Raw genomic sequence first — 3842 nt, forward strand, 5'->3', positions numbered from 1 at the left:
GGGCAGAAGGTGTGTCAAAATTGGATCGTGTGATGCGTGGGGAACGCTTTAAAGGCAAAAGTGCTTTTCTTAGAAGCATTGAACCTTTCTTTCTGGACTTTAAGGAATAGAAAAAAGTGAATGATTTATCTTTTAATATCAAAAATAATTCGTTTTTTAGGGTTTCTCTTAAATCTATCATGGTATTTTTCTGAAAATTATGGTAAAATTAATCAAATCATATTTTGGAGGAACTTATGAAAGCGATTATTACGGTTGTTGGTAAGGATAAAAAAGGGATTGTTGCTGCTGTGTCAGCAAAAATTGCTGAATTAGGTTTGAATATTGATGATATTTCGCAAACAGTTTTGGACGAATTTTTTACCATGATGGCTATTGTTTCATCTGACGAGCAGCAAGATTTTACGCAATTGCGTGCTGAATTTGAGGCTTATGGGGAATCTTTGAACGTTAAAATTAACATTCAAAGCGAAGCGATTTTTGATGCGATGCACAACATTTAAGGAGAGAAAGCGTGGATATTAAACAAGTCACTGAAACGATTGCGATGATTGAAGAGCAGAACTTTGATGTTCGTACGATTACCATGGGGATTTCTCTTCTTGATTGTATTGATTCTGACATTAACAAGGCAGCTGATAAGATTTATAAGAAGGTTGTGGAAAAAGCGGGCTCGCTGGTCCAAGTTGGAGATGAGATTGCAGCTGAATTGGGTATTCCAATTGTGAATAAGCGAGTTTCTGTGACGCCGATTTCTATTATTGGGGCAGCGACAGATGCGACGGATTACTTGCCTTTGGCTCATGCTTTGGATAAAGCTGCTAATGATATTGGAATTGATTTTATTGGTGGATTTTCTGCCTTGGTTCAAAAAGGTTACCAAAAAGGTGATGAAATCTTGATCAATTCTATTCCTCGTGCGCTTGCGGAAACGTCTAAGGTGTGCTCTTCGGTCAATATTGGATCAACGAAGTCAGGTATTAACATGACAGCGGTGGCTGATATGGGTCGTGTTATCAAAGAAACGGCTGAATTGTCAGACTTAGGTGCGGCGAAATTGGTTGTTTTTGCAAATGCTGTGGAGGATAATCCTTTCATGGCGGGTGCCTTCCACGGTGTTGGTGAAGCAGATGTTGTTATCAATGTCGGCGTTTCTGGACCTGGTGTGGTGAAACGTGCTCTTGAAAAAGTGCGTGGTGAAAGCTTCGATGTGGTTGCAGAAACGGTTAAAAAGACGGCTTTCAAAATCACTCGTATTGGTCAATTGGTTGGGCAAATGGCCAGTGAGCGTTTGGGGGTTAAATTTGGGATTGTTGACCTATCTTTGGCGCCAACACCTGCTATCGGGGATTCTGTTGCTCGTGTCCTTGAAGAAATGGGCTTGGAAGCTGTGGGAACACATGGGACAACAGCGGCTCTTGCTTTGTTGAATGACCAAGTGAAAAAAGGTGGTATCATGGCTTGTAACCAAGTTGGTGGTTTGTCAGGTGCTTTTATCCCTGTTTCTGAAGACGAGGGAATGATTGCTGCGGTACAAAATGGTTCGCTGAATTTGGAAAAATTAGAAGCAATGACGGCTATCTGTTCTGTTGGATTGGACATGATTGCTATTCCTGAGGATACGCCACATGAAACCATTGCGGCTATGATTGCGGATGAAGCGGCTATTGGTGTTATCAACCAAAAAACAACGGCTGTCCGTATTATTCCAAAAGGAAAAGAAGGCGACATGATTGAATTTGGTGGTTTACTGGGAACGGCACCTGTTATGCGTGTCAATAGTAACTCTTCTGCTGACTTTATCAAGCGTGGGGGGCAGATTCCAGCACCTGTTCATAGCTTTAAAAACTAATTGCATACACGACCTAGGGTTGCTACAGCTGCCTCTAGGTTTTTTCTTTTTAAAATCTTTGCACTCACCACATCAGTATGTCGTAGCGCTTGAAAAATGTGCTATAATGAAGGGGTACAATGCAAGCGGATACGAGTTTTAGTTTTTAGGTGAATCAATCTAGGAGGAAGCATTATGGTCGCAACAAAATTGTATATTATTCGTCATGGAAAAACGATGTTTAACACAATTGGTCGTGCACAAGGTTGGAGTGATAGTCCGCTAACGCCTGAAGGGGAACGTGGTATTGAAGAACTCGGCTTGGGTCTGAAAGATTCGGGTATCCAGTTTAAGGCTGCTTTTTCGAGCGATAGTGGACGGACCTTGCAAACTATGGAGATTATTTTGCGAGAATGTCAGCAAGAAGCGATTCCTTATACGCGTGATAAACGCATTCGTGAGTGGTGTTTTGGTAGCTTGGACGGTGGCTATGATGGGGAACTTTTCCACGGGGTTTTGCCACGAATTGTGGATAAGGATATGTCAAAACTCACTTATCAAGAAATGGTCGAAGCCATTCGTCAAGTAGATACGGCAGGATGGGCTGAAACTTGGGAAGTGTTGAGCACTCGTATTTTGGCAGGTTTCACAGAAATTGCTGAACAAATGGAGGCTACTGGTGGTGGCAACGCTATTGTCGTGAGTCACGGCATGACCATTAGTACTTTTTTATGGTTAATTGACCATTCAACGCCAAGAGGACTTGGTTTAGATAATGGTAGTGTTTCTGTTGTGGATTATGCCGATGGCAAATTCACAATCGAATCAATTGGTGATATGAGTTATCGTTTACGCGGTAAACAGCTATTAGAAGAAAGAGAAAATGAGAAAAAAGCGTAGTGTATTAGTAATTAGTTTAGTATTGGCCTTAATTATTGGCTTTTTGCTAACGGTTTTTCTGTTGGTTAGAGATGATAAGATTCAGACAGCCTCGAATGAAGCGCCAACAGCTCAAACAGAAGCATCCTCTAAGGAGCAGACGTCTGAATTGCCAAAAGTTTCCAGTGATTCTTGGGAGTTGGTTTTGGTCAATCGCGACAATACCAAGGAAGAAATGAATCCCGATGTCACGCAAATTGGCAATATTTATGTAGATTCTCGGATTGCTAACGCGGTTCAAGGCTTTTTGGCTGAAGCTCAGACGATTGACCCTAGTGAACACTTGATTTCTGGCTACCGCAGTGTTGCCTATCAAGAATCTTTATTTAACAGTTATGTAGCACAAGAAATGGCAGCCAATCCAAATCTCACTCAAGCAGAAGCTGAAGAAGTGGTTAAAACGTATTCTCAACCAGCAGGAGCGAGCGAACACCAAACGGGGCTCGCCATTGACATGAGTACAGTGGATTCTTTAAATGAGAGTGACCCTAATGTGGTAGCAAAAATCCAAGAAATTGCTCCTAAATATGGCTTTATTTTGCGTTTTCCTGAAGGCAAGAGTGACTCGACTGGTGTTGATTACGAGGACTGGCATTTCCGCTATGTCGGACCTGAATCAGCCAAATACATTACTGAGCACAACTTGACTTTGGAAGAATACATTGCTTTGTTGAAGGAGAATAATCAATGAGTTCGAGATTTTCTTTCAAACAGTTTTTGCTCTTTATTGCCGTTTTTTTAGTCGGGGTGGTTACCCCGCTTTATCTCAATCGCTCGGTGCCAAGTTCCTCAGAAAAAATGGCGGTTTCTTACAATCAAAAAGCTTTTTTTGAGGAAATTGCTCCTACGGTTCAAAAAGTGGCTAAATCTTATGGGGTTTCCCCGTCAATTATCCTAGCACAAGCAGCTCTAGAATCTGATTATGGCAGCAATTTATTAGCTGTCAAATACCATAATTTATTTGCCATCAAGGCTCAATCTGGTCAAAAATCGGTTAAATTAACCTATCAGACTTATTTTTTAAACAAATGGCAAACCAAAGAAGGACGCTTTGTGGTTTACAAATCTTGGA

At 41.3% G+C, this 3842-nt stretch carries 5 protein-coding genes; all 5 read left to right on the forward strand.

Annotation, left to right across the window (positions count from 1 at the left end; all coding sequences use genetic code 11):
* Positions 1-236 precede the first annotated feature (236 nt).
* Positions 237-503, forward strand: a complete 267-nt coding sequence (locus tag HFK82_RS08640; protein ID WP_154454799.1) for an ACT domain-containing protein — start codon at positions 237-239, stop codon at positions 501-503.
* An 11-nt stretch (positions 504-514) separates the two neighbouring features.
* A complete protein-coding gene (locus HFK82_RS08645) occupies positions 515-1852 on the forward strand; it encodes a PFL family protein (RefSeq protein WP_168261478.1) in 1338 nt (445 codons plus the stop codon).
* A 174-nt stretch (positions 1853-2026) separates the two neighbouring features.
* Positions 2027-2731 carry a histidine phosphatase family protein gene (locus HFK82_RS08650; RefSeq protein WP_168261479.1) on the forward strand — a complete coding sequence of 235 codons (705 nt, stop codon included), beginning with the start codon at positions 2027-2029 and terminating at the stop codon, positions 2729-2731.
* The gene (locus HFK82_RS08655) at positions 2715-3461 is read left to right on the forward strand and encodes a M15 family metallopeptidase (RefSeq protein ID WP_168261480.1); all 747 of its coding nucleotides are present in this window, start codon (positions 2715-2717) and stop codon (positions 3459-3461) included. The genes HFK82_RS08650 and HFK82_RS08655 overlap by 17 nt, the downstream gene beginning before the upstream one ends.
* A partial coding sequence (locus HFK82_RS08660; protein WP_168261481.1) for a glucosaminidase domain-containing protein occupies positions 3458-3842 on the forward strand: 385 nt, incomplete at its 3' end. The genes HFK82_RS08655 and HFK82_RS08660, both read left to right, overlap by 4 nt.

The sequence above is a fragment of the Streptococcus alactolyticus genome (genome assembly GCF_012277075.1).
GTDB lineage: Bacteria > Bacillota > Bacilli > Lactobacillales > Streptococcaceae > Streptococcus > Streptococcus alactolyticus.